Origin of the sequence: Sphingomonas sp. Sph1(2015) (genome assembly GCF_001970915.1) — a bacterium.
GTDB lineage: Bacteria > Pseudomonadota > Alphaproteobacteria > Sphingomonadales > Sphingomonadaceae > Sphingomonas > Sphingomonas parapaucimobilis.
On record NZ_MQUI01000040.1, the window covers coordinates 1 to 23,294 of the forward strand.

Consider the following 23,294-nt stretch of genomic DNA (forward strand, 5'->3'; position numbering starts at 1 on the left):
GGCGGCTCCTGGGGGGCGCGGACGCGCTTGCTCATATCCGTCCCCATGCCATAGCGGGCGGGTGGACGCCAAGCATTCATCATCGCCCGCCCCCCTGGATGGCGGCCCCGCCGCCCGGCTGCTCGCCTGGTACGACCGCCATGCCCGCGACCTGCCCTGGCGCAGCCGTCCGGGGGAGGTGTCCGACCCGTACCGCGTCTGGCTGTCCGAGGTGATGCTGCAACAGACGACGGTGGCGGCGGTCACGCCCCGCTTCACCGCCTGGGTGGAGCGCTGGCCCGATGTCGCCAGCCTGGCGGCGGCGCCGGACGAGGATATCATGGCCGCCTGGGCGGGGCTGGGCTATTATGCGCGCGCCCGCAATCTGGTGAAGGCGGCGCGGGCGGTGGTCGCCGAGCATGGCGGGCGCTTTCCGACGACCGAAGCAGGGCTTCGCGCACTGCCGGGGCTGGGGGCCTATACGGCGGCGGCGATCGCGGCGATCGCGTTCGGTGAGCGGGCGGTGGTGGTCGACGCCAATGTCGAGCGGGTCGTCGCCCGGCTGTTCGCGATCGAAACGCCGCTGCCCGCCGCGCGGCCCGCGATCCGCGAGGCCACTGACCGGATCACGCCCGATGCCCGCGCGGGGGATTTCGCGCAGGCGATGATGGACCTGGGTTCCTCCATCTGCACGGTGAAGAAGCCGCAATGCCTGCTTTGCCCGATCGCGGTGGATTGCCGGGGGCGGGCGGAGGGGATCGCGGAGACGCTGCCCGCCAAGGCCCCCAAAAAGGCGCGACCCTATCGTCACGGTACCGTCTTCTGGATCGAGCATAAGGGCTGCGTCTGGCTGGTCCGCCGCCCGGACAAGGGGATGCTGGGCGGCATGCGCGCGCTGCCGACCGGGCCTTGGGTCGATGCACGGCCGGGGCTGGCCGATGCGCCGGGGCAGGGGCCATGGACGATGCTGAACGAGACGGTCGTGCATGGCTTCACCCATTTCGAACTCGAACTGGCGCTCGCCCGCACCGATGGCAAGCCGGAGAATGACAGCGCGGGTGAATGGTGGCCGATCGCCGATCTGGGAACCGCGGGGCTGCCTACCTTGTTCGCGCGGGCAGCCGATCTGTTGAAAAGGGTCTGATATCGATGATGCGCCGAGTGATGATGACGGGTGGGGCGATGCTGACCCTGCTGAGTGCCGCCGCCCCCGCGCAGGTGGCGCAGGTGCCCAAGGCGCAAGCCGCCAGCACGCTGCCCGCGACCCAGGCGCTGTTCGACGGTTATGTCCGGTCGGGCAAGATGCCTGGCATCGTCGCCGCCATCGGACGCCCGGGGCAGCCGCCGATGTTCGTGGCGGCAGGCCGGATCGCCGCCGAGCCGAATGCGCCCGCCGCCACGCCCGACAGCCTGTGGCGGGTCTATTCGATGACCAAGCCGATCACCGCCATGGCCGCGATGATCCTGGTCGAGGAAGGCAGGCTGAAACTCGACCAGCCGCTGTCGGACATCTATCCGGCCTATAAGCAGATGCGGGTGCTGACCAATCCGCAGGCCTCGCTCGACAGTCGCCCGGCCACCAACCCGATCACGATCCGCGAACTGATGACCCATACGGCGGGGCTGGGATACAGCTTCACCGCCAAGGGGCCGCTGCTCAAGGAATATGAGCGGCTGGGACTGGTGCCCTTTGCCGCCAATGCGCAGGTCGAGGCCGTGGTCCGTCCGACCCGCCCCGCCACCCTTCAGCAATTCGCCGAGCGCGCCGCCACCGCGCCGCTGATCGCCGAGCCGGGGACGCGGTGGAGCTATTCGATGGGCCTCGACGTGCTGGCGGCGGTGGTCGAGAAGGTGTCGGGCATGCCGTTCGAACGGTTCGTCCAGACCCGTCTTTTCACGCCCTTGAAGATGAACAGCAGCTATTGGCAGGTTCCCGCTTCGGCGGCGAACCGGCTGGTCACCAACTATACCTTCGTGGGCGACACGATGGTGCCGGTGGATCCGGCGGCAACCTCGGTCTTTCGCTTGGCCCCCAGCTTTCCCTATGGCGGCGCGGGGCTGGTCATGTCGGCGCGCGATTATGACCGCTTTCTCCAGATGCTCCAGAATGAGGGGCAGGTCGACGGCGTCCGGGTGATGAAGCCCGAGACGGTGCGGCTCGCCATGTCCAACCTGCTGCCCGCCGGTGTCACCTATGGTTCGGTGACGGGCGCGAGCGGGGGCAGCGGTGGCGAGGTGCCGACGGGTTACGGCGCGGGCGGATCGGTGACGCTGGCCGACACGCCGGGCGGGCCGGGCAAGGGCACCTATGGCTGGGGCGGGGCGGCGGGCACCATCGCCTATGTCGATCCGACCCGGCATGTGCGCGGCACGGTGATGGTCAATTACTTCCCCGCTGACCGTTATCCGTTGCGCGGCGATCTGGCGGCGGCGCTCTATAAGGATCTGGGGAAGGATCTGGGGCGGATGGCGAAGTGACGACGCTGGGTTTTACCGGCGGGCGGCTGGATCGGGCCGACCCGCTGCGCCACGATCCGGCGGGGTTTGCGGCGGCGCTGGCCGATCCGTCGGCGCGGCTGCTGATGCTGAACGACTATCAGCCGGTGTTGGACGGCGGGCGGCTGGGCTGGACCGCGATCGATGCGGATGCGGTCCCGGAGGATCATGTCCTGCTCGGCATCGAGGACGGGGTGCCGCATTTCGCGCGGCTGACCGGCGAACCGGCGACAGGCCGTTCGTTCGAGATGATCGCGGCGCTGCACGCGCTGGAGGCGGGCGAAGCGGCGACCTATGCGGCGGCGCGGTCGGTGCTCGACTGGCATGCGCGGCATGGCTTCTGCGCGAAATGCGGGGCGGCAACTGCGCCGTTCCGGGCGGGCTGGGGGCGGCATTGCCCCGCATGCGGGACCGAGCATTTCCCGCGCGTCGATCCGGTCGTCATCATGATCGCCGAGCATGACGGCCGCGCGCTCCTCGGCCGCCAGCCCACCTTTCCACCGGGGCGCTATTCGGCGCTGGCCGGGTTCCTGGAGCCGGGCGAATCGATCGAGGAAGCGGTGGCGCGCGAACTGTTCGAGGAAGCGGGCGTGCGGGTCGGACATGTCCGCTATATCGCCAGCCAGCCCTGGCCTTTCCCGTCCTCGCTGATGATCGCCTGCGTGGCGGAGGCGGTGGACGACCGGCTGACCATCGACACGACCGAGCTGGAGGACGCGATCTGGGTGTCGCGCGACGCGGTGCGTGCGGCGCTGGCGGGGGATGAGTCGCGTTTCGGCGTGCCGCCGTCCTATGCCATCGCGCATACGCTGCTGGAGGCGTGGGCAAAATAAATCCTCCCCGCTCGCGGGGAGGTGGCAGGGCGTAGCCCTGTCGGAGGGGGCGCGCCTTAAAGGACGTCCTGTGTGGTAGCCCCCCTCCACCACCGCTTCGCGGCGGTCCCCCTCCCCGCACCGGGGAGGATCTTACCCCCGCTGCCGCGCCTGGGCGTAGGTGCCCAGCATCCGCACCCATTTGCTGTGGAACCCCAGCTCCTCGATCGCGCGGTCGAACGCCGCTTCGCCAGGCCGCCCGACCACGTCGCAATAGAATTCCGTCGCGGCAAAACTACCGCCACGCTGATAGCTTTCCAGCTTGGTCATGTTGACGCCGTTGGTCGCGAAGCCGCCCATCGCCTTGTAGAGCGCGGCGGGAATATTCTTCACCTCGAAGATCAGGCTGGTCATCCACGGCCCGTCGCCGACCGGCGGCTGGCCGCCCCGCGCCAGCACGACGAAGCGGGTCATGTTGCTGTCGGCGTCCGAGATATCCTCGGCCAGCAGGTTCAGGCCATAGAGTTCGGCGGCGCGCGGCGGGGCGAGCGCGGCGACGCGCGGGTCGGCCATCTCCGCCACCCGCGCCGCCGCGCCCGCCGTGTCGGCATAGGCGATCGGGCGGATGCCATGCGCGCGCAGCCAGTGGCGGCACTGGCCCAGCGCCTGAGGATGGCTCATCGCCTCGACCAGCCCGTCGCGCCCGCCCGTCGCCATCAGCGCGTGGCGGATCGACAGGAAATGCTCGCCGGTGATGACCAGCCCGGATTCGGGCAGCAGGAAATGGATGTCGGCGACGCGCCCGTGCAGCGAATTCTCGATGGGGATGATCGCACGGTCGGCCTTGCCGCTCTTCACCGCGTCCAGCGCGTCGGCGAAATCGAAACAGGGCAAGGGCAGGCCGTCCGGGAACACCTCGGTCGCGGCGACATGGCTGTTGGCGCCCGGCGCACCCTGAAAGGCGACGGCGCGGGCCGGTTCGGCCAGGGCGGCGGCGGTCATCGCCTCGACGATGGGGCGGGCGGGGGCGGCGTAATTCTCCATGGGCGTGCGGCGTAAAGCCCGCACGCCGCACGATCAAGGAAGCAGAACTTGCCGTTCGCGAAAGCCGCACCTAAGGTCCCCGTTCAGGAGAGATATTGGCGGGGCAGCGAAACGCGATGGACCTAAAGACCAATACGATCGCGGGATGGGTGCTGGGTGCGGCAGGCACGGCATTGGGCCTTTCGATCGTCGGCGGCATGATCTTCCACGAGGAACGCCCCGAAAAAATGGGCTATGCGATCGAGGGCGTGGAGGTCGAAGGCGCGGGCGGCGGTGCCGCCGAAGTGCCGATCGCCTCGTTGCTGCCTACCGCGGATGCGGCCAAGGGCGCCGAAGTCTTCAAGAAATGCGCCGCGTGCCACACCATCAACCAGGGTGGCGCGAACGGCATCGGACCCAATCTCTATGCCACCATGGGTGAGGCCATTGCGCAGGGGAAAGCGGGCTTCGCCTTTTCCGACGCGCTGAAGGCGGTCGGCGGCAAATGGGACTGGGACAAGATGAACGCGTGGCTGACGTCCCCGCGCAAATTCGCGCCCGGCACCAAGATGACCTTTGCCGGGCTGTCCAATCCGCAGGACCGCGCGAACGTGATCCTGTACCTCAACCAGCAGGGATCGAATCTTCCGCTTCCGGCGGCCCCGGCCGCCAAGGCGGAACCGGCGGCGGGCGACGCGCCTGCGAACGGCACGGACCCGGCGGTCAACAAGGTCGAGGAAGATCCGCGCGCCGACACCGGATCGATCGCCAATACCGGCACGCCCGCCAAGGGCGCGCCCTCGGTCGATCCCCAAGCGGCGGTGGAAGGTGCCAAGGCGCCGCGCTGATACGGGTGCGCGGGATCGGCTGACCCTCGACGTTCCGATCCTGCAGGCGCCGATGGCGGGGGTGTCGACCCCCGCCATGGCCGCAGCGGTGAATGCGGGCGGCGGTCTGGGCGCGATCGCGCTCGGGGCTGGCGACGCCGATGCGGCCGCCCGGATGATCGCCGAGACGCGTGAGCGGACCGAAAGGCCGTTCAACGTCAACCTCTTTGTCCATGCGCCGCCCGAGCCCGATCCGGCGCGCGAGACGGCGTGGTGCGAAGCGCTTCGCCCCGCCTTTGCGGCGTTCGACACCGAGCCACCAGCAGCGTTGCGGGCAATCTATTCGAGCTTCGCGCAGGACGATGCGATGCTGACGCTGCTGGTCGCGGCGAAACCGGCGGTGGTCAGCTTTCACTTCGGCCTGCCCGATGGTCCCCGCATCGCCGCGCTGAAACAGGCGGGATGCCTGTTGCTGGCCAGCGTGACCTCGCTGGCTGAGGCGCAGGCCGCCGAGAGTGCCGGGATCGATATGCTGGTGGCGCAAGGCTATGAGGCGGGCGGCCATCGCGGGATGTTCGATCCCGATGCGCCCGACGACCGGCTGGGTACGCTGGCGCTGACCCGCTTGCTGGTGATGCGGACGCGGCGGCCGGTGATCGCGGCGGGCGGGATCATGGACGGTGCGGGTGTGTCGGCCGCTCTGGCGCTGGGTGCGGTGGCGGCGCAGCTGGGGACGGCGTTCATCGCTTGTCCCGAGAGCGCGGCGGATGCGGCGTACCGCGCCGCCCTGATGGGCGAGGGGGCCGCGCATACGGTGATGACCCGTGCGATCTCGGGGCGTCCGGCGCGCTGCTTGCCCAATCGCTTCACCGCGATGGGGGAGGCTTTGCCGGTGGCGGTGCCGGATTATCCGATCGCCTATGATGCGGGAAAGGCGTTGAATGCCGCCGCGAAGGCGAGGGGAGAGGGCGGCTATGGCGCGCAATGGGCGGGGCAGGGGGCGCCATTGGCTCGTGCCCGGCCCGCAGCCGAACTGGTTCGGGCGATTGCGGGAGAGATGCGGGGATAGGGCGAGGCGTGGGCATCGGCCAAGGGATGCGCTCCCCCCAACACTCCGCTAAACCCGTGACATGACCACAAAACCCCCCATCGGTCGCGACACGCGGCTGTGCATGTCGCTGTCGGCGCGGCCCGGCAATTTCGGGTCGCGCTTCCACAACCGGCTCTATGAGCTGACCGGGCTGGACTATGTCTACAAGTCGTTCAGCACGACCGATCTGGCGGCGGCGGTCGGCGGGATTCGGGCGCTGAATATCCGGGGTTGCGCGATTTCGATGCCGTTCAAGGAGGCGGTGATTCCGATGCTCGACGGGCTGGCCGGGTCGGCGGCGGCGATCGACAGCGTCAATACCATCGTCAATGATGATGGGCGGCTGACCGGCTACAACACCGACTATGCCGCCGTGGTCGAGCTGATCGCCGATATCGATCCCTCCACACCCTTCGTCCTGCGCGGATCGGGCGGCATGGCCAAGGCGGTGGCGGCAGCCTTGCGCGACGCGGGTTTCGCGAACGGGACCATCGTCGCGCGCAACGAGGCGGTCGGGCGCGAATTGGCCGCGCTTTATGGTTTCGCCTGGTCGGCGGAGTTGGATAAGCGCACGCCGCTGCTCATCAACGTCACGCCGATCGGCATGACCGGGGGCGATGAGGATCAGCTCGCCTTCCCGGAGGCGATGATCGACCGTGCCGAGATCGCCTTCGACGTGGTGCAATATCCGCCCGAGACGCGCTTCCTGTCCATGGCGCGGGGGCTGGGCAAGCGGGTGATCACCGGCACCCAGGTCGCGACCATTCAGGCGCTGGAGCAGTTCGTGCTCTATACCGGCGTCCGCCCCACGCCAAAGCAGGTGCAAGAGGCGGCGGATTACGCCTATCGCATGGGCTGACCCTCCCCGGCACGGGAAGGGGGACCATCCGCTGCGCGCTGCCACCTCCCTTTGCAAAGGAGGATTTGAAGCATGATGGCATCAGCTTGATCCCCCCCTCCCCTTCAGGGGAGGGGCAGGGGGTGGGGCGTTTCCGCAAACGCCGGGTCTGTGGCGATGTCCCACCCCAACCCGTCAAGGGGAGGGGCTAGGCTCGGTTCGATCCCATGCCATCGCGCCCTAAAGTTCTGCCATCGCCATCAGCACCGCCCATTCCGCCTCTCCCACCGGCGATATGGACAGTCGCGACTGACGCAGCATCGCCAGGGCGGCGAGCTTCGCCTCCTCCTTCATCGCGGCCAGCGTGACGGGGCGGGGCAGCGGGCGGTCGGGGGCGATCTCCACCGAGACCCAGCGCCCGTCATCGCCATCGGGTTTGGCGGCGCGGGTGATCGTCGCGATGCCGACCGCCGCCTTGTCCTTGCCGCTATGATAGAAAAGCGCCGAGTCGCCCGGCTGCATCGCCCGCAAATGCCCGGCGGCGGCGGCGTTGCGCACGCCGTCCCATTCGGTCCGCCCGTCCCGGACCAGATCGTCCCAGCCATAGCTGTCCGGCTCCGACTTCAGCAGCCAGTATGCCATTTCCGCTTTCCCTCCTGAACCGCGCCTAAACGCCACATTCCGTGTCCATTCAGCCCCATAGTGGCAGGGAAGGCAACACGGACGCCGCCTGCGCGTTTTGCGATCAGCGGACCGGGCGTATCAGTATCGGAGGTTCGGTATGAACGGAGTTTGGAAGAAGCTGGGACTGGGCCTCGCCTTGGGCGCCACCGCGCTGACGGCGGCGGCGCCGGCCGAGGCACAGCGTTGGGGCCGTGGCTGGGGTGGTGGTTATGGCGGCTATTACCATCGTGACCGGGGCGGCGATGCCGTCGCGGGCGCGCTGCTGGGCGGTATCGTCGGTCTGGGCGTCGGCGCGGCCATCGCGAGCAGCAACCAGCCGCGCTATGTCGATCGCGGCTATTATTACAATCGGGGCTATGATCCCTATTATGCGCCGCCGCCCCCGCCGCCGGTCTATCAATATGAGTATCGCAGCTACGCGCCGCGCTGCTGGACCGACTGGCGCTGGGACCCTTATTGGGGCCGCAATGTGCAGGTACGGGTCTGCAACTAAGGTCCTTGGCGGCGTCGGGAGCGATCCCGGCGCCGCTTTTCTTTGGGCTTTTTCTTGGCAGCCCTGCTTGGCAGCGCCCCCGAGTCGGCGTTAAGGCCATGGCATGACCGATACCGTTCCCGATCGCCTGTCCACCAACCCGGACAGCCCCTATTTCGACCAGGACCTCCTCTCGCGTGGGGTCGGCATCCGCTTCAAGGGCAATGAACGCCGCGACGTCGAGGAATATTGCATTTCCGAAGGCTGGATCCGCGTCGCGCTGGGCAAGAAGGTCGACCGCCATGGCCGCCCGCTGACCCTGAAGCTGAACGGCGAGGTCGAGGCGTGGATCGAGAATCCGGCCGGCGGTGCCGAAGAGAGTTCGGAAGAAACCGGAGCTTAATTAGCGGGCCTGCCCCGGCATTGTCAGGCGTAGCCCGACGATGGCCGGGGACCGGTTGCGCAGCGTATCAAGGGTGGTGGGCCATCGCCTCCCCCTCATCAAATCGCGCGCCGCCGACTTCGCGGAAACTGGACCCCGGCCTTCGCCGGGGTACGCCTGTGATAAGGGAGGGTGAGTACCCAACCTCCGTTCAGGCTGAGCGGAGTCGAAGCCCACGGGAATCCCCCACCGCACTTCGACTTCGCTCAGTGCGAACGGATGGCGGGCATCACGCCGCCTCCATCGCCTCACCCGCTTCCATCCAGCGCACTTCCGCTTCGGCCAGCTTGTCGACCACCTCGGCACGCCGCTTGTTCAGCTCGCCCATCGACAGTTTCGCATGGCGCGGTTCGGCCGCCGCCGGGTCGTTCATCGCCTTGTCCAGCGCGTCGCGCTCGCGGGTCAGCTTGGCCATCTCGTCCTCGATGCCGCGCAGCGTCTTCTTCATCGCGTTGAAGCGTTCGCGCTGCTCGGCCGAGGCCTTCTTGTTCGCCGCCCGGTCCGCCTTGGACGCGGCGTCGCCCTGGCCCGCGTCACCCTTCAGCACGAAGGCGATGTAATCGTCCAGCGACCCATCGAACTCCTTCGCCGTGCCATTGTCGACCAGCACCAGCCGGTCCGCCGTCATTTCCAGCATGTGGCGATCATGGCTGACCAGCACGACCGTGCCCTTGTACATGTTGAGCGCCTGGACCAGCGCCTCGCGCGCGTCAACGTCGAGGTGGTTGGTCGGCTCGTCGAGGATCAGCATGTGCGGCGCGTCGCGGGTGATGAGCGCCAGCGCCAGGCGGGCGCGCTCGCCGCCCGACAGCTTGCCGACCTTGGTCGTCGCCTTGTCGCCCGAAAAGCCGAACCGGCCCAGCTGCCCGCGCACCGCCGCCGGGGTCGCGCCGCGCATGATACGCGTCATATGCTCCAGCGGGGTGTCGTCGGTGTCGAGTTCCTCGACCTGATACTGGGTAAAGTAACCGACGCGCATCTTGCCGCTCGAGTTCATGCCGCCTTCCATCGGCGTCAGCTGCGCGGCGAGCAGGCGGGCCAGCGTCGTCTTGCCGTTGCCGTTGCGGCCGAGCAGCGCGATCCGGTCGTCCGGGTCGATGCGCAGGTTCAGCCGCTTCAGGATCGGCGTCTCGGCATAGCCCACGCTCGCCAGGTCCAGCGTGATGAGCGGCGGGCGCAGCTGGTCGGGATCGGGGAAGTCGAAGGACAGCGACGGGTCGTTCGCCATCTCGGCGATCGGCTGCATCTTGGACAGCATCTTGGCGCGGCTCTGCGCCTGCTTGGCGGTCGAGGCGCGGGCCGAGTTGCGGGCGATATAGTCCTGCAACTTGGCGCGCTGCGCGTCCTGATTCGCCTTGGCGGCGGCGAGCTGCGCCATCCGCTCGGCACGCTGGCGCTCGAACGAGTCGTAACCGCCCGGATACAGCGTCACCTTGCCGCCTTGCAGGTGCAGGATATGGTCGACGACGTTGTTCAGGAAATCGCGCTCATGGCTGACCAGCAGGATCGTCGCGCGATAGGATTTGAGGAAATCCTCCAGCCACATCACCGCTTCGAGGTCGAGGTGGTTCGATGGTTCGTCGAGCAGCAGCACGTCGGGCGCGGAGAACAGCAGCGCGGCGAGCGCCACGCGCATCTTCCACCCGCCCGAATAGCTGGACAGAGGCCGTGCCTGCATCGCCTCGTCGAAGCCAAGCCCTTGCAGGATGCTGGAGGCGCGCGCGGGGGCGGTATAGGCGTCGATCGCGATGAGCCGCTCGTAAATGTCGCCCAGCTTTTCCGGATCGCTCTCGGTCTCGCTGCGCTCCATCAGCTCGGCGCGCTCGATATCGGCGGCCAGCACCGTCTCGAAAGGCGTCGCGGTGCCGTCGGGGGCTTCCTGCGCGATATAGCCGAGCTTGGCGCCCTTGGGCATCTCGCACGCGCCGTCATCGGCCTCCAGCTGGCCTGCGATCACGCGGACGAGCGTGGACTTGCCCGCACCGTTGCGGCCGATCAGGCCGACCCGGCTGCCGGGGGGGAGTGCGGCGGATGCACCGTCGAGGATCGTGCGGCCGCCCAGGCGCACGGTGATGCCATTCAGATTGAGCATGGCCGCGCGCCTAGCAAATTATGGCGCGGATGGGGAGGGGGGCTTTCATCCTCCCCGGTACGGGGAGGGGGACCGCCACGAAGCGGTGGTGGAGGGGGCGTTCCACACAGGGCATCCGTAGTGGAAGCCCCCCTCCGTCAGGCCTGCGGCCTGCCACCTCCCCGTGCCGGGGAGGATTTGGTCTTAGCGCGCCGCCAGGCTCGTCGCGCCGGCGGGCGGCCAGTTCTGCACGCCGCACTTCTTGACGACCCATTCCGCCTTCTTGTTCCAGCACAGTGCATCCAGGCGCGGCATGGTGGCGACGATATGCTGCTCGCGCCCGATATAGCGCGGGAAACGCTGCTCGCCGTACGGGACCAGGCTGTTGCGCAGCTCGCGCATCCGGTCGACCGCCAGCTCGCCCAGATGGCCGCGCGGGGTGAACACTGCCTGATGCAGGATCGACGCCGCCGTGGTGCAGAAGCCCAGCTGTCCCGACACCGACGAGAAGCTGGCATAGGTGCGCGTGCCATATTGGTCGAGCGCGTCCTGCCCGGCCTTCACCGACTTGTTCTGCCGCTTGAAATAGGCGCCCAGCGTGTCGAACGCGCCCTTCAGCTCGGCCTCGTGATCCTTCAGCGTCGCGTTATAGTTGGAAACGGTCGTCAGCATCGGTTCGAACTGGCATTGCAGCGCGGCGACGTTGAGCGCGGCGCGCATGTTCCACAGCAGGCCCGCGCGCAACTCCGCCGGGGTCGCGCCGGGCAGCGGCTGGCCGATGCCGGGTTCGTCGCCCTGGACGGGCTTTCCCTGGAAATTATAGGGCTGCAGGAAGAATTGCGCCGATGCGGGCGCCGCGGCACCCATCCCCCAAAACGCCACGCCAGCTACCAGCGCGGTACGCACCACTTTCATTGTGTTCCGATCCTTCCCCCGTAGGGCCTTCGAGCGTCCCGAAACATAACGCTTTCCGGCTTTTTTCCCAAACGGAATCACGCCCGCACGGCCATCGTTCATGCGCGATCGATCGTTACGGAAACATAGCGAAATCCGGCGTTTGCTCCGCCCGGCCCGTCATCGCGAACATTTGGGGAGCACCCATGAAAAAGGGGCCGCCCGGTCGCCCGGACGGCCCCCTTCGTCGGGATGACCCCGACGATGATTACATCGCGTTGGTCGCGTTGGTCATCATCGTGTCATTGGCCATCATCATGTCGTTCGACATGGTGGTGTCGTTGGCCATCATGCCACCGTTCATGGTGCCGTCGACGGCGGTCATGTTGTCGGTGGCGGTGTCCATGCCTTCCGAAGCGTTCATTTCGGTGGTCATGTTCGCGTCGGTGGTGTTCTCGGTCTTCGAGCCGCAAGCCGAAACCGCGAGCGCCGCGCCGGCGATGATCGAGCCCGTCAGGACCTTGGAGATGATTGCACGCATTGGAAGCTCCCTTGATATTATGGATTTGGAACGGCTTGCTGGCCCTATTACCCAAATCGGGGTGGACATTAATCGGATACCGTCTGGTCCTCAAGCCTCGTTTTGTCGCACCGCGTCGAGATCGTTGAGGAAAGCCGGAAAGCTGAACGCAAGCGCCTCGTCAAAGGTTTCCAACGACTTGACGCCGTTCAACGCAAAAAGGCTGGTCACCGGGAATTCCGCGAGGCCGCAGGGCACGATCCCTCCGAAATGGGACAGGTCGGGCGCGACGTTGATCGCAAAGCCGTGCAGTGTCACCCAGCGACGCACGCGCACACCAATCGCGCCTACCTTCGCCTCCGGGCCGCCGTCGCGGGTCCAGATGCCGACCCGCCCCTCGGCACGGAACGCGTTGACCCCCAGCCGCCCCAGCGCGGCGATCAGCCAGCCCTCCAGCGTATGGACGAAATGCCGCACGTCGCGCCCGCGCTTGTTGAGGTCCAGGACCAGATAGCCGGTCCGCTGGCCGGGGCCGTGATAGGTATATTTCCCGCCGCGCCCGGTCTGGAACACCGGGAAACGCGGATCGACCAGCTCGACCGGGTCGGCGCTGGTCCCGGCAGTATAGACGGGCGGATGTTCGAGCAGCCAGACAAGCTCCCGCGCTTCGCCAGCCACCACGGCGGCGGCGCGCGCCTCCATCTCGGCGAGCGACTGGTCATAGGGGGTCAGGCCCGGGCTGATCCGCCATTCGATATCGGGCATGTCGGGAATATGGGTCACGATTCCTTGTCCTTGCGCCCGACGCTGCGTCGATGCAAGCGCTCCGCAACCAGCCGGTCCCGGCATGATGGCTTTGCATCCGGCAATCGTTTAGGCAGACCCGGACAGGCGGACGGGGTGGGCCGCCAAGGGAGGTAGCATGACCGTCAGGATCGGAACGGTGTGGGACAGCACGCAGCAGGTGCTGGCGGGCAGGGCCGGGATGATGGCCCCCTTTGCCCTGATCGGCTTCGTCCTGCCGGGCGTGTTGCAGATCGTGCTGCTGCCGTCCGGAGCCACCCAGCCGTCCATGGGGATGACGGGGCTGGGGTTGATCGTCCTGTCCGCGCTGCTGGGCATCTGGGCACAGCTGGCCATCATGGCGCTGGCGACCCATCCGGCGACGACCAGTGCCGCCGCGTCGCGCGCGGGCCTTCGCCGGATGTGGCCGGTGCTGGGCGTCGCCCTGGCGATCGGTTTCGCCTTTGCGCTCGTCGTGCTGGTGATGGTCGTCGTGCTGGGGCTTTCGCATTTCAACTTCGCCGCCGCGGTCGCAGCGAACGGCGACCCGTCCAAATTGCCGTCGATGAGCGGCGGCGCGGCGCTGTTCCTGATCCTGTACGGCCTGACGATCATAGTGGCGTCGCTGTGGCTCGCGGCGCGGTTGATGCTGATCTATGCCGTGGTGCTGAACGAGCGGCGCGGACTGGGTGCGATCCGTCGCTCCATCGCGCTGACGCAGGGGCTGACCTGGCGGCTGATCGGCGTGTTCCTGCTGTTCGGGGTGGTCATGCTGGTCGCGACGCTGGCGGTGCAGGGCGTCACCGGCGCGGCGCTTCGTCTGGCGCTGGGCGCGGATCAGGCGTTGACCGCCGTCCGGCTGGCGGCACTGCTCGGATCGGTGGTCAGCGCGGGGTTCATGACGCTGGCCTATGTCTTCGTCGCGCGGCTGTACGTCGCGACGGCGGGCGAGCAGGCGCATCGTGGAGAGGTCGGTTCGTCCCTGTGATGAAACGGGCCTCGTGATGAAACTGGAATGATGAAACTGGATGTCGTCGCCACCCTGCGGGATGCGTGGGCCGTGTTCCGCCGCGATTGCGTGCTGCTGATCCGCCTGTCCGCGCCCTTCCTGTTCTGGCCCGCCTTTGCGCTGGGGCTGCTGGTGCCTGCGCCGCCGCTGCCCGAGACCGAGGGTGGCGAGGCGACCGCGCGCGCCATGGCCTGGATCGATTCGGTCGGGGCCTGGGCGGGCCATTATGGCGGCTGGTATTTCGCCAGCTATGCGGTCGGCCTGATCGGGACGGCCGCGATCCTGGCGCTGACCCTCGGCGGGCCGGTAACGGTCGGTGAAGCGCTGGGCCGCGCATTGCGGATGGCGCCGCGCTTCCTGCTGGCGATGATCCTGGTCGCGCTGCCGGTGGGGGCGGGGATGCTGCTCTAAATCCTGCCGGGGCTGTATGTGGCCGGGCGGTTGCTGCTGGTCGGCCCGGTGCTGTTCGCCGAGCGGCGTATGCCCGCCATGGCGGCGCTGGCTCGTTCGGTGTCGCTGACGCGGGGCACGGGCCTGTCGATGGCGGCGCTGGCGTCCTGCACCTATCTGGGCGGCATGATCGGGGCGCAGCCCTTCCTGGCATTGATCGAGGCTGTGCAGGGCGATGGTGCGGGCAATCCGGTCGCGGTCGCGCTGCTCCAGGCCGGATCGGCGGCGGTGGCGATGGCGGCGGGGCTCGCCCAGGCGCTGGTGTCGGTCGCGGCCTATCGCCGCCTGGTCAATCGCGCGGGCTGAGCCGGGGGATTTGCGGCGCGGCGTCCTCGGGCAGGACGCCCAGCGCACGGGGATCGCGAAACGTCTCGATCGCGCGCGATACGGGCACGAAGCCCTGCCTGCGATAGAAATTCAGCGCGGACGGGTGGTCGAGCGTGCAGGTATGCACCCACACCCGTTCGACCTTCGCGGTCCAGGCGCGCATCAGCGCCTGCGCCATCAGCCAGCGGCCATGGCCTTGCCCCGCCAGCTCGGGGATCAGCCCGAAATAGCCGATCTCGCATTCCCCATCCGTGCGATGATCGAGTTCGAGCAGCCCGACCTCGATCCCCGCCCGGTCGACGACGGCGAAGACCGCGACGGCGGGATCGTGGATGATCGCGGTCAGCGTCGCATCGTCCATCACCAGCCGCGAGAACCAGAGCCAGGGCGCGCCCACACGCTGGAACAGCATGCGATACTTCGCCGGATCGGGCTTGGCCCAGGCGACCAGTTGCAGCGGCGCGGCGGGCAGGGGGCGGGGGCGTGGCCGCTCGCGCATCTCCAGCGTGGTGACGATGGTGGCGATCTCGGCGGGGTCGACGGGGATCAGCGCCACGGGCTTATTCCCACGTCGCCAGCGGCGGCAGGCTCATCAGGATCGCGTCGATATTGCCGCCGGTCTTCAGCCCGAACAACGTGCCCCGATCATAGACCAGGTTGAACTCGGCATAGCGCCCGCGCCACGCCAGCATCTGGGCGTGGTCCGCCTCGGTAAAGGGCAGGCCCATGCGCCGCCGGACGATGCGCGGGAAGACGTCCAGGAACGCCTCGCCGACATCGCGGGTGAAGGCGAAATGACCGTCGAAATCACCCTCCAGATGATCGTAGAAGATGCCGCCCACGCCGCGATGAACCTGGCGATGCGGGATGTAGAAATATTCGTCCGCCCACGCCTTGAACCGGGGGTAGTGCTCCGGGTCATGCGCGTCGCACGCGGTCTTCAGCCGGGCGTGGAAGTCGGCGGTGTCTTCCTCGATCGGCAGCGGCGGGTTGAGGTCCGCGCCGCCACCGAACCAGCGCTTGGTGGTGGTGAGGAAGCGGGTGTTCATATGGACCGCCGGCACATGCGGATTGGCCATGTGCGCGACCAGGCTGATCCCCGTCGCCACGAAACGCGGATCGTCGCCCGCGCCGTGGATGGTCTTGGCGAACGGCCCCTCGAAGGTGCCGCCGACGGTCGAGACGTTGACGCCGACCTTTTCGAAGACCCGGCCCTTCATCACCCCGCGCACGCCGCCGCCGCCGGGTTCGCCGCTGGGATCGGTGCGGTCCCAGGCGGTGTATTGGAAGGCGGTGTCCGACCCCGCCTCGCGCTCGATCGCCTCGAACGCGGCGCAGATCCGGTCGCGCAGGGACTCGAACCAGAGGCGGGCGGCGTCCTGCTCGGCGTCGAGCGCGATGTCGGGGGTGCGGCTGTTCATCGCCCGGCGTTCTGGGCGGGGGCGGGGGGCAGGGTCAACCCGGCATTTGATCCCAACCCGTCTGGCGGCGTGCCTCGGCCAGCAGAATCCCGCCGGTGATCGCGACGTTGAGCGAGCGGACCCCGGCCCGCATCGGCACGCGGACGCGGATATCGGCGGCGTTATGAACCGCTTCCGGCACGCCCGCGCCCTCGGAGCCGAGCAGGATCACATCGTCGGGGCGGAACACCATCTCGGGCAGCGGGATCGCGCCCTGTGTCGTCGCCAGCACGATCCGCCCGCGCGTCGCGGCGCGAAAGGCGTCCCAATCGGCATGGCGCACGACCTCGGCCATAGCGGCATAGTCCATAGCCGATCGGGCGAGCGCGCGGTCGGAATAGGGAAAGCCCATCGGCTCGATCAGGTCGACCGCGACGCCGAAACAGGTCGCGGTGCGGATCAGCGTGCCGACATTGCCCGCGATATCGGGCTCATGCAGCGCGAGCCGCATCAGTGGCCGGGGAAGGACAGCAGCGCATCGACCGCGATGTCCTCTTGGCGCAGCGCATCGGCACCGCCCAGATCGGGCAGGTCGACCAGGAACTGCGCCTGCTCGACCACGCCCCCCGCCTTGCGGATCAGCCGGACGGCGGCGCGCGCGGTGCCGCCGGTGGCGATCAGGTCGTCGACCAGCAGCACGCGCGCACCGGGGACCAGCGCATACTCATGGATGGCGATGCGGTCCTGGCCATATTCCAGCGCATAATCCTCGGCGATGGTCGCGCCGGGCAGCTTGCCGTCCTTGCGGATCAGCAGCACGCCCGCCTTCAGCGGCAAGGCGAGCGCAGCGGCGAAGAGGAAGCCCCGCGCCTCGATCCCGGCGACCAGATCGACGGTCCCGCGTGTCGCGGCAGCCATCCGCTCGATCGTCTGCGCGAAGCCTTTGGGATCGAGGAGCAGGGTGGTGATGTCGCGGAACTGGATGCCGGGCTTGGGAAAATCCGGGATGGTGCGGATCAGGGCTTTCAGGTCATCATAGGCGCTCATGGGGGCGTAATGGGCCTGTGGGGCGCGGGGGTAAAGGGGGAGGCCCGAACTCCATCACTTCCGTTCAGCCTGAGCGAAGTCGAAGGCCAGGGGAATCCCGCTGCCAAGAAAGATGGAGAGGGCGGGGCGTGGGCTTCGACTTCGCTCAGCCTGAACGGACGTTGGGATTGCGGGGGGCGGGACGGAAAGGCCCATATAAAACGGGCGGCTCCCTTGTCGGAAACCGCCCCAGTTCTCTCACATCGGGCTTTCCCGATCTCAGTGTTTCACGTCGCGCCAGACATTCTGATACGCGCCCCAGGCCAGGAAGCAGAAGATCAGGATGAAGACGAACGCCCCGATCCCGGCGGCGTGACGCGATTCCAGCTTGGGCTCGGCGGTCCAGGTCAGGAAGGCGGCGACGTCCTTGGCCATCTGGTCGCGGCTGGCCAGCGTGCCGTCGGCATATTGCACCTGGCCGTCCGAGGTCAGCGGCGGCGGCATCGCGATGTTCAGGTTCGCGAAGTATGGGTTATAGTGCAGGCCGGTCGGCGTCTTGGCGTCGGGGAACTTGCGCAGCAGCTCGGCGGGTTGCGGGCGATAGGCGTCGGGGCCGACCAGCGAGTAGATATAGTTGCCGCCGTCATGCCGCGCCTTGGCCATCAGCGACAGGTCGGGCGGCAGCGCGTTGTTGTTCGCCGCGCGCGCCGCCACCTCGTTGGCGAAGGGCGACGGGAAGCGGTCGGCGGGGACGTTCTTGCGTGTCGTCGCCTCGCCCGTCTCCGGGTTGATGCTGGGCTGTTCGATCACCCACTGGTTGGCGATCGCCTTCACCTCGGGGTCGGTATAGCCCAGGTCCTTCAGGTCGCGGAACGCGACCAGCCGCAGCGAGTGGCAGGCCGCGCAGACCTCCTTGTAGACCTGGAAGCCGCGCTGGAGCTGGCGGCGGTCGAAGCGGCCGAAAATGCCGTCCGACGCCAGATGCGCGGGCTTGGGGTGAAGGTGGAACTCCTCCTCGGCGGTGGGCGCGGGCGGCTCTGAGACGAGTCCCGAGACGCTGCCCCACAGCGCGATGGCGAGGACGAAGGTGAAGGCCGCCCCGACCAGGAATGCGATGCCACGAACCATGTTCAGCTATCCTCTTTCGGTTCGGGTCAGGCCAGGGCCGACTTGGTGGGTGCGGTCCCGCCATGCTTGGACAGCACGGCTTCGGTGATCGAGTTGGGCAGGGGCGCGGGGCGCTCCGTCCGGGCGATCCAGGGCAGGATCACCAGGAAATGGAGGAAATAATAGGCCGCCGTCAGCTGGCTGAGGATGATGAAGAAAGGCGTTGCGGGCGAGCCGCCGCACCAGCCGAGCAGCAGGACGTCGACGACCAGCACCCAGAAGGCGACTCGCGCCTTGGGCCGGAAATTGTTCGACCGCACCGGCGAGCTGTCCAGCCAGGGGAGGAAGAACAGCAGCAGGATCGACCCGAACATCGCCAGCACGCCCCACAGCTTGGCGGGCAGGATGAAGTCGGCAGTGAAGGCGCGCAGGATCGCATAGAAGGGCCAGAAATACCATTCTGGCACGATATGCGCTGGGGTCGAGAGCGGGTTGGCCGGGATGTAATTGTCCGGGTGGCCCAGATAATTGGGGAAGAAGAACAGCAGGCTGGCGAAGACCAGCAGGAACACGCCCAGACCCACCGCATCCTTGGCGGTGTAATAGGGGTGGAAGGGCACGGTATCCTGCTCGCCCTTCACGTCCACGCCGGTCGGGTTGTTGGAACCCGGAATGTGCAGCGCCCAGATGTGCAGGATGATGACGCCCGCGATCACGAAGGGCAGCAGATAGTGGAGCGAGAAGAAGCGGTTCAGCGCGGCATTGTCCGGCGCGAAGCCGCCCAGCAGCCAGATGCGGATGGTATCGCCGACCAGTGGGATCGCCGAGAAGAAGCCGGTGATGACCTGCGCCCCCCAGAAGCTCATCTGTCCCCAGGGGAGGACATAGCCCATGAAGGCCGTCGCCATCATGAGGAGGAAGATCACAACGCCGAGCAGCCATACCATCTCGCGCGGGGCCTTGTACGATCCGTAATAGAGACCACGGAAGATATGGGTGTAGACGACGATGAAGAACATCGACGCGCCGTTGGCGTGGGCATAACGCAGGAACCAGCCCGCATTCACGTCGCGCATGATGCTTTCGACCGAGTCGAAGGCGACGCCCGCATTGGCGGCATAGTGCATTGCCAGCACGACGCCGGTGATGATCTGGATGGCGAGGGCGGCCCCCGCCAGCACGCCGAAATTCCAGAAGTAATTCAGGTTGCGCGGCACCGGATAGCCCGCACCCACCGCATTGTAGACGAGGCGCGGCAGCGGCAGCTTCTCGTCCAGCCAGCGCATGACCGGCTGTTTCGGCTGATAATGTTTGGCCCAGGGAAAGCTCATTTCTCGGGTCTCCCTTAAGCGGCCGCGCCGACCGTGACGGTCGTGTCGCTGTCGAATTTGTATTCGGGCACGAACAGGTTCTTCGGCGCCGGACCCTTTCGGATGCGGGCGGCGGTGTCATAGGCCGAGCCGTGGCAGGGGCAGAAATAGCCGCCATACGGCCCCTTGTTCTCGCCCTCGCCCGCGCCCAGCGGCACGCAGCCCAGATGGGTGCAGACGCCCAGCGTGATCAGCCAGTTCGTCTTGCCCGGCTTGGTCCGCTCCGCCAGCGTCTGCGGATCGCGCAGTTCGGACAGCGGCACGGCGTTGGCCTCGGCAATTTCCTTGGGCGTCAGGTTGCGCACGAACAGCGGCTGCTTGCGGAAGCTGGCCTTGATCGCCTGGCCCGGCTGGATCTTCGACAGGTCGATCTCGGTGGTGGACTGGGCGAGAACATCGGCCGAGGGGTTCATCTGGTTGATGAGCGGCAGGACGATCGCCAGCGCGCCGACACCCGCGAAAGACACGGCGGCGACATTGATGAAGTCGCGGCGACGGGGATCATGGACCTCTTCGTGGAATGGCTCCGGCGCCTCGCCGGGGGGTACGGTGTTCTCCGTCATCGCCATTCGTCCTGTCCCTCCACCTTCGCTCGCGTTCGACACGCTACGATCCGACGGTCGTGCCGGATTGCCCCCGGTCATGCGCCGCCTATCTCAAGCCCGTCCTCGATGAACGGTACGTCAGGTTAGCCTTGCTTGACCGACTTTGCCAATCCCCTTTGGGCGTTCACCGCCCGTGCAGGCGGCAAGGCGCAGGAACCTCCCTTCGCGCTGCGGGGTTGACCGTCGATAGACGCGGATGACGGACCCCTGCCGCACCCGCTCCGGCTGGACCAGGGGCATGGAGAGGATGATGACCCTGAAAAACCTGGGGAGAAAGACGGGCTGGGCCGTGGCGATCGCGGCCGGGTTGCTGGCGCTGGGCGGATGCGCCGACGGCTATGGCTATAACGGCGTGTCGGTGGGTGCCGGCTATGGCGGCGGTTATGCGCCGGGCTATTATGGCGGCGGCTATGGCGGTTATGGCTACGCGCCGTCCTATTATGGCTGGTATAACGACTTCTATTATCCGGGCACCGGCGTCTACGTCTATGATCGGTATCGCCGCCCGTTCCGCTGGAACGACGGTCAGCGCGCCTATTGGGAAGGGCGTCGCGATGCGTGGCGCGGCGGGGCGATCCGGGACCAGTGGCGCGGCTGGGGCCGGGGCGGCTGGCGTGGACCGGTGCCCGGTGCGACCCCTGCGCCCGGCGGCTGGCGCGGCAATCCCGGCCGGTGGCGCGGCGGCGAGGGCGTTCGCCCGACCCCGTCCGCGCCGCGTCCCGGCGGCTGGCGTGGCGGCCGACCGGGCGGACGCGGCGGGCGGGGTCCGCGTTAACCGGCCTTTGGGCGGGTACGGATCATGACGGTGGGACGCATCGTCATGACCGGCACATCGTCCTGATTAAGCACGGTCCAGCGGCTGATGACGAAGCCCATTTCGGGGCGGCTGGCCGAGGTCCGCGTCTCCAGCACCTCCGTTTCGCAATGGAGCGTGTCGCCGGGAAAGACGGGCCTGGTCCAGCGCAGTTCGTCGACCCCGGGCGAGCCGATGCTCTGGAAGCCGGTATCGCGGAAATGCGCGACGATCATCGCCATCGCCATCGATGCGGTATGCCAGCCGCTGGCCGACAGCCGCCCGAAATGGGTGGCGGCGGCGGCTTCGTCGGACAGGTGGAAGGGCTGGGGATCGTAACGCCGGGCAAAGGCGATGACCTCGTCCCGCTCCACCTTGTACGCGCCGAACCGCGACACGTCGCCGACCGCGACATCCTCCAGCCAGATCATCCTCATTGCCTCCCTATCGTCGGAACGCGCGGCGGAACGGCGCGTCATTGCCGTCCAGCCCCTGGCCCGGCGGCAGGCCGATCAGGTCGCGCAGCAAGGGTGCAACGTCGACATTGGCGAATGGTGCCAGCCGGACGCCCGGCCGGAACGCCGGACCATGGGCGACGAACAGCGCCTCCATGGTCGGATCGGCATTGTCATAGCCATGCATCCCCCCGGCAAAGGGCTTGTCCGGCGCCTTCTCCTCGATCATCCATCCGGCATCGGCGAGACAGAAATAGGGCGCGATGCGCGGGTTGCGGCCGTACTGAAAGCGCGCCGGAATCTCGCTTTTGCGCCAGCAGGTCATATGGCCGCGCCGTCCCAGCAGACGCGCCTCCAGCGCGGCCTCATGGCCGGGCTTCGCCGTCAGCGAGGCGAAGGGGCCGTCATCGCTCAACTGGTAATCGGCCGGGTCGAGAAGCTGGTCGAGCGCGATCACCCGGTCGCTGGAGGTCGCCGCCATGCCATGATCGGCGACGACGACCAGATTGGCGGGCTGATGCAGTTCGGCCAGCCCCGCCACCAGCATCCCGATCGCCCGATCTGCCTTGGCGATGGCGGTGTTGATCTCGGGCGCATCGGGGCCGACCTCGTGCCCGGCGATATCCACCTCGTCGATATAGAGCGTCAGGAAGCGCGGACGGGTCGCCACCGGACGGCGCAGCCAGTCGATCAGCGCATCGACCCGCTGGCTATCGGACACGGCGGAGTTATAGGCCTGCCAGTCGTGCGGGCGGGTGCCGCCGGTGATGCTGTGGTGGCTGTCGTCCTGCTGGACCCCGCCCCAGGCGACGGTGGAGCCGGGCCAGAACATGGTGGCGGTGGGGATGCCCGCCTTCTCCGCCGTCACCCAGATCGGCTCGGCGGCATTCCACCAATAGGGCTGCTCCGACGACATGGTGAAGCGTTCGCCGGGATGAGCCGGATCGGTGAAGCTGTTGGCGACGATGCCGTGGCGATCGGGAACCAGCCCCGTCACCAGCGTCCAGTGATTGGGGAAGGTCTTGGACGGAAAGGATGGCCGCATCGGCGCGCTCACGCCGCCGGCCGCCAGTCGCGACAGATTGGGGGTGATACCCCGTTGCAGATAGTCGGCGCGGAACCCGTCGATCGACACCAGGATCGTGACCGGCGCGCGTTCCTCCCCCATGGGGGCGACGGGGGCAGGGCCTGCCATGGTGGCGGGCGCAGCGCTCGTCACCGGGGGCAGGGCAGGCGGGGTATAGGGATAGGCGCAACCGCCGAGCAGGGCGAGCGCGAGAGCGGCAAGGGGGAGTCGGATCACGGGAAGGGCAGTCCTTTCGGCTCAGCCCGATAGCGTCGCATTATGACAGTGGCGAGTGGAAGCTGCCGCCCTTCGCGGGGTCAGTCGACCGGAAAGAACTGGCGGATGGTCGTGTCGGCATTGCGGAGCAACAGGCGCAGCCGCTCCGCGGCTTGCGCGGGGTGGTCACCGGGCAAGCCAGCCATCGCCCATTCGCCGAAGGCGGGGCCGTCGGTCATCCCGTCATCGAGGATGCGGATGTCGGTGTGGCGGGGATCGCGCATGATGCGCGACAGCGTTTCACGAACGCTATCCACCGGCCCTTCGAGCAACTGGCGATATTCGCCATCGCCGATCCACAATATGCCCGAGATGCCGTCCATGCCGTTGTTGCGGCGCGAGGCCGCCAATATGGCCTGATGGTCGGCGCGCTGGTCATCGCCGACGGCGCGGCTGGTATAAATGACGCGGCGAAACGCACTAACATGGATCATGTCGTGTGCCTAGCTGCATGAGCCGCATCTGCAAAGCGGCAATAA

28 protein-coding genes are annotated in these 23,294 nt (G+C 67.6%); 12 read left to right on the forward strand and 16 right to left on the reverse strand.

Annotation, left to right across the window (positions count from 1 at the left end):
• Positions 1 to 61: 61 nt before the first annotated feature.
• From mutY to nudC, 3 genes are read left to right on the forward strand one after another with little or no spacing between them, the layout of a single operon-like run.
• The gene (gene mutY, locus BSZ14_RS14425) at positions 62 to 1,123 is read left to right on the forward strand and encodes an A/G-specific adenine glycosylase (RefSeq protein ID WP_241823775.1); all 1,062 of its coding nucleotides are present in this window, start codon (positions 62 to 64) and stop codon (positions 1,121 to 1,123) included.
• Positions 1,124 to 1,131: 8 nt separating this feature from the next.
• Positions 1,132 to 2,457 carry a serine hydrolase domain-containing protein gene (locus BSZ14_RS14430; protein WP_076711477.1) on the forward strand — a complete coding sequence of 442 codons (1,326 nt, stop codon included), beginning with the start codon at positions 1,132 to 1,134 and terminating at the stop codon, positions 2,455 to 2,457.
• Positions 2,454 to 3,308: an NAD(+) diphosphatase gene (gene nudC, locus BSZ14_RS14435; RefSeq protein ID WP_076711451.1), complete on the forward strand. Its 855-nt coding sequence runs from the start codon at positions 2,454 to 2,456 to the stop codon at positions 3,306 to 3,308. Before BSZ14_RS14430 ends, nudC begins: the two co-directional genes overlap by 4 nt.
• A 132-nt stretch (positions 3,309 to 3,440) precedes the next feature.
• On the opposite strand, the gene BSZ14_RS14440 is transcribed toward nudC, so the two are convergent.
• On the reverse strand, positions 3,441 to 4,331 hold the full coding sequence (locus BSZ14_RS14440) for a prephenate dehydratase (RefSeq protein ID WP_076711452.1): 891 nt from the start codon (positions 4,329 to 4,331) through the stop codon (positions 3,441 to 3,443).
• A 116-nt stretch (positions 4,332 to 4,447) separates the two neighbouring features.
• On the opposite strand from BSZ14_RS14440, the gene BSZ14_RS14445 reads away from it, so the two are divergent.
• The 3 genes from BSZ14_RS14445 to BSZ14_RS14455 all read left to right on the forward strand — a co-directional run bounded on the left by BSZ14_RS14445 (position 4,448) and on the right by BSZ14_RS14455 (position 7,086).
• On the forward strand, positions 4,448 to 5,158 hold the full coding sequence (locus BSZ14_RS14445) for a c-type cytochrome (RefSeq protein ID WP_076711453.1): 711 nt from the start codon (positions 4,448 to 4,450) through the stop codon (positions 5,156 to 5,158).
• Positions 5,139 to 6,206 (forward strand): NAD(P)H-dependent flavin oxidoreductase, encoded by a 1,068-nt coding sequence (locus tag BSZ14_RS14450; protein WP_076711454.1) that lies wholly within the window; start codon positions 5,139 to 5,141, stop codon positions 6,204 to 6,206. The genes BSZ14_RS14445 and BSZ14_RS14450 overlap by 20 nt, the downstream gene beginning before the upstream one ends.
• 61 nt (positions 6,207 to 6,267) lie before the next feature.
• Entirely contained in the window at positions 6,268 to 7,086 is an 819-nt protein-coding gene (locus BSZ14_RS14455; RefSeq protein WP_076711455.1) for a shikimate 5-dehydrogenase, read from the forward strand.
• Between the two features lie 219 nt (positions 7,087 to 7,305).
• Here BSZ14_RS14455 and BSZ14_RS14460 read toward each other — a convergent pair whose 3' ends face one another.
• Positions 7,306 to 7,707, reverse strand: coding sequence for an EVE domain-containing protein (locus BSZ14_RS14460; RefSeq protein WP_076711456.1), 402 nt, complete (start codon positions 7,705 to 7,707; stop codon positions 7,306 to 7,308).
• Between the two features lie 139 nt (positions 7,708 to 7,846).
• On the opposite strand from BSZ14_RS14460, the gene BSZ14_RS14465 reads away from it, so the two are divergent.
• Together BSZ14_RS14465 and BSZ14_RS14470 are read left to right on the forward strand one after the other, a co-directional pair.
• Positions 7,847 to 8,242 carry a hypothetical protein gene (locus BSZ14_RS14465; protein WP_076711457.1) on the forward strand — a complete coding sequence of 132 codons (396 nt, stop codon included), beginning with the start codon at positions 7,847 to 7,849 and terminating at the stop codon, positions 8,240 to 8,242.
• Between the two features lie 103 nt (positions 8,243 to 8,345).
• Complete coding sequence (locus BSZ14_RS14470) at positions 8,346 to 8,624, forward strand: DUF3297 family protein (RefSeq protein WP_076711458.1); 279 nt, start codon at positions 8,346 to 8,348, stop codon at positions 8,622 to 8,624.
• A 268-nt stretch (positions 8,625 to 8,892) separates the two neighbouring features.
• On the opposite strand, the gene BSZ14_RS14475 is transcribed toward BSZ14_RS14470, so the two are convergent.
• The 4 genes from BSZ14_RS14475 to lipB form a co-directional block, all read right to left on the reverse strand.
• On the reverse strand, positions 8,893 to 10,755 hold the full coding sequence (locus BSZ14_RS14475) for an ABC-F family ATP-binding cassette domain-containing protein (RefSeq protein ID WP_076711459.1): 1,863 nt from the start codon (positions 10,753 to 10,755) through the stop codon (positions 8,893 to 8,895).
• Between the two features lie 183 nt (positions 10,756 to 10,938).
• A complete protein-coding gene (locus BSZ14_RS14480) occupies positions 10,939 to 11,649 on the reverse strand; it encodes a hypothetical protein (RefSeq protein ID WP_076711460.1) in 711 nt (236 codons plus the stop codon).
• 247 nt (positions 11,650 to 11,896) lie between these two features.
• On the reverse strand, positions 11,897 to 12,169 hold the full coding sequence (locus BSZ14_RS14485) for a hypothetical protein (RefSeq protein ID WP_042484220.1): 273 nt from the start codon (positions 12,167 to 12,169) through the stop codon (positions 11,897 to 11,899).
• Between the two features lie 90 nt (positions 12,170 to 12,259).
• Positions 12,260 to 12,913, reverse strand: coding sequence for a lipoyl(octanoyl) transferase LipB (lipB, locus tag BSZ14_RS14490; protein ID WP_076711461.1), 654 nt, complete (start codon positions 12,911 to 12,913; stop codon positions 12,260 to 12,262).
• 157 nt (positions 12,914 to 13,070) lie between these two features.
• On the opposite strand from lipB, the gene BSZ14_RS14495 reads away from it, so the two are divergent.
• The 3 genes from BSZ14_RS14495 to BSZ14_RS19030 are packed head-to-tail and all read left to right on the forward strand — an operon-like array spanning position 13,071 to position 14,696.
• Positions 13,071 to 13,919, forward strand: a complete 849-nt coding sequence (locus tag BSZ14_RS14495; protein ID WP_139330461.1) for a hypothetical protein — start codon at positions 13,071 to 13,073, stop codon at positions 13,917 to 13,919.
• 27 nt (positions 13,920 to 13,946) lie between these two features.
• A complete protein-coding gene (locus BSZ14_RS19025) occupies positions 13,947 to 14,351 on the forward strand; it encodes a hypothetical protein (RefSeq protein WP_083748274.1) in 405 nt (134 codons plus the stop codon).
• Positions 14,352 to 14,369: 18 nt separating this feature from the next.
• Complete coding sequence (locus tag BSZ14_RS19030; RefSeq protein WP_139330463.1) at positions 14,370 to 14,696, forward strand: hypothetical protein; 327 nt, start codon at positions 14,370 to 14,372, stop codon at positions 14,694 to 14,696.
• Here BSZ14_RS19030 and BSZ14_RS14505 read toward each other — a convergent pair.
• The 7 genes from BSZ14_RS14505 to petA form a co-directional block, all read right to left on the reverse strand.
• Positions 14,680 to 15,273, reverse strand: coding sequence for a GNAT family N-acetyltransferase (locus tag BSZ14_RS14505; RefSeq protein ID WP_076711463.1), 594 nt, complete (start codon positions 15,271 to 15,273; stop codon positions 14,680 to 14,682). The two genes, BSZ14_RS19030 and BSZ14_RS14505, sit on opposite strands and share 17 nt — an antisense overlap.
• Positions 15,274 to 15,277: 4 nt before the next feature.
• Positions 15,278 to 16,138 carry an oxygen-dependent coproporphyrinogen oxidase gene (hemF, locus tag BSZ14_RS14510; RefSeq protein ID WP_076711464.1) on the reverse strand — a complete coding sequence of 287 codons (861 nt, stop codon included), beginning with the start codon at positions 16,136 to 16,138 and terminating at the stop codon, positions 15,278 to 15,280.
• A 34-nt stretch (positions 16,139 to 16,172) separates the two neighbouring features.
• Entirely contained in the window at positions 16,173 to 16,628 is a 456-nt protein-coding gene (locus BSZ14_RS14515) for a tRNA (cytidine(34)-2'-O)-methyltransferase (protein WP_076711465.1), read from the reverse strand.
• Positions 16,628 to 17,164 carry an adenine phosphoribosyltransferase gene (locus BSZ14_RS14520; RefSeq protein WP_076711466.1) on the reverse strand — a complete coding sequence of 179 codons (537 nt, stop codon included), beginning with the start codon at positions 17,162 to 17,164 and terminating at the stop codon, positions 16,628 to 16,630. The genes BSZ14_RS14515 and BSZ14_RS14520 overlap by 1 nt, the downstream gene beginning before the upstream one ends.
• A gap of 258 nt (positions 17,165 to 17,422) precedes the next feature.
• Positions 17,423 to 18,271, reverse strand: a complete 849-nt coding sequence (locus BSZ14_RS14525) for a cytochrome c1 (protein ID WP_076711467.1) — start codon at positions 18,269 to 18,271, stop codon at positions 17,423 to 17,425.
• 26 nt (positions 18,272 to 18,297) lie between these two features.
• Positions 18,298 to 19,581: a cytochrome b gene (locus BSZ14_RS14530; protein ID WP_076711468.1), complete on the reverse strand. Its 1,284-nt coding sequence runs from the start codon at positions 19,579 to 19,581 to the stop codon at positions 18,298 to 18,300.
• A gap of 14 nt (positions 19,582 to 19,595) precedes the next feature.
• Positions 19,596 to 20,189, reverse strand: a complete 594-nt coding sequence (gene petA, locus BSZ14_RS14535) for a ubiquinol-cytochrome c reductase iron-sulfur subunit (RefSeq protein ID WP_076711469.1) — start codon at positions 20,187 to 20,189, stop codon at positions 19,596 to 19,598.
• A 286-nt stretch (positions 20,190 to 20,475) separates the two neighbouring features.
• Here petA and BSZ14_RS14540 point away from each other — a divergent pair, with 286 nt between their 5' ends.
• Entirely contained in the window at positions 20,476 to 21,000 is a 525-nt protein-coding gene (locus tag BSZ14_RS14540) for a hypothetical protein (RefSeq protein ID WP_076711478.1), read from the forward strand.
• Here BSZ14_RS14540 and BSZ14_RS14545 read toward each other — a convergent pair.
• From BSZ14_RS14545 to BSZ14_RS14555, 3 genes are all read right to left on the reverse strand, one after another.
• Positions 20,997 to 21,449, reverse strand: coding sequence for a MaoC family dehydratase (locus tag BSZ14_RS14545; RefSeq protein WP_076711470.1), 453 nt, complete (start codon positions 21,447 to 21,449; stop codon positions 20,997 to 20,999). The two genes, BSZ14_RS14540 and BSZ14_RS14545, sit on opposite strands and share 4 nt — an antisense overlap.
• Positions 21,450 to 21,462: 13 nt before the next feature.
• The gene (locus BSZ14_RS14550; RefSeq protein ID WP_076711471.1) at positions 21,463 to 22,776 is read right to left on the reverse strand and encodes an alkaline phosphatase family protein; all 1,314 of its coding nucleotides are present in this window, start codon (positions 22,774 to 22,776) and stop codon (positions 21,463 to 21,465) included.
• Positions 22,777 to 22,856: 80 nt separating this feature from the next.
• A complete protein-coding gene (locus BSZ14_RS14555) occupies positions 22,857 to 23,249 on the reverse strand; it encodes a BLUF domain-containing protein (RefSeq protein WP_076711472.1) in 393 nt (130 codons plus the stop codon).
• Positions 23,250 to 23,294 lie beyond the last annotated feature (45 nt).